The sequence below is a fragment of the Brevibacterium mcbrellneri ATCC 49030 genome (assembly GCF_000178455.1).
Taxonomy (GTDB): Bacteria; Actinomycetota; Actinomycetes; order Actinomycetales; family Brevibacteriaceae; genus Brevibacterium; species Brevibacterium mcbrellneri.
This window is the reverse complement of sequence record NZ_ADNU01000061.1, coordinates 1-569: the sequence shown is the minus strand read 5'-3', so window position 1 is coordinate 569 and position 569 is coordinate 1. Positions and strand designations below refer to the sequence as shown.

General features: G+C 71.4%; 1 protein-coding gene. It reads left to right on the top strand.

Going from position 1 to position 569, the window contains the following annotated elements; all coding sequences use genetic code 11:
* Positions 1-62 precede the first annotated feature (62 nt).
* A partial coding sequence (locus HMPREF0183_RS09665) for an SCO6880 family protein (protein ID WP_005885525.1) occupies positions 63-569 on the top strand: 507 nt, incomplete at its 3' end.

Here is a 569-nt window from a genome sequence, read left to right as displayed (position 1 = left end):
GGCCGCCCTCGCCGCCGGAGAAGCCCAGCACGCCCCCGACGTCCGGGAAGGAGAGAGCCTAAGTGTCTGCTACGAACGAGAAGACCTCGACCGAGCTGGAGCCGGTGAAGTTCTCCCGGCTGACCCGGCGGGGAGTCCTGCTGGGCCTGTCGGTCTCGCAGCTGATCGCCCTCGGCATCGGCACCGCCAGCCTGGTGACCGCGTTCTATGCCGGGGGCGGGATCCGGGTGCTGGTCTCGGCACCGATCTGGGTGCTGGCCGCCGCCGTGACCTGGAGCCCGCTCGGTGGGCGGCCGATCGTCGAGTGGCTGCCGATCGCCTTCTGGTGGCTGTGGCGGTCCACGGGCGGGCAGCTACTCTACCGGCGTCGCATCGTCACCCCGCGTCCAGCCGGGACGCTGGCCCTGCCCGGCGACATGGCGCGGCTGCGCGAATACAGCGATCCCGAGACCGGGGCGTGCATGATCCACGACCCCGCCCAGGCCACCCTGACGGTGCTGTGCACGGTCACCCATCCCGCGTTCATCCTGCTCGACCCGGCCGAACAGGAACGCCGAGTCTCCGCGTGG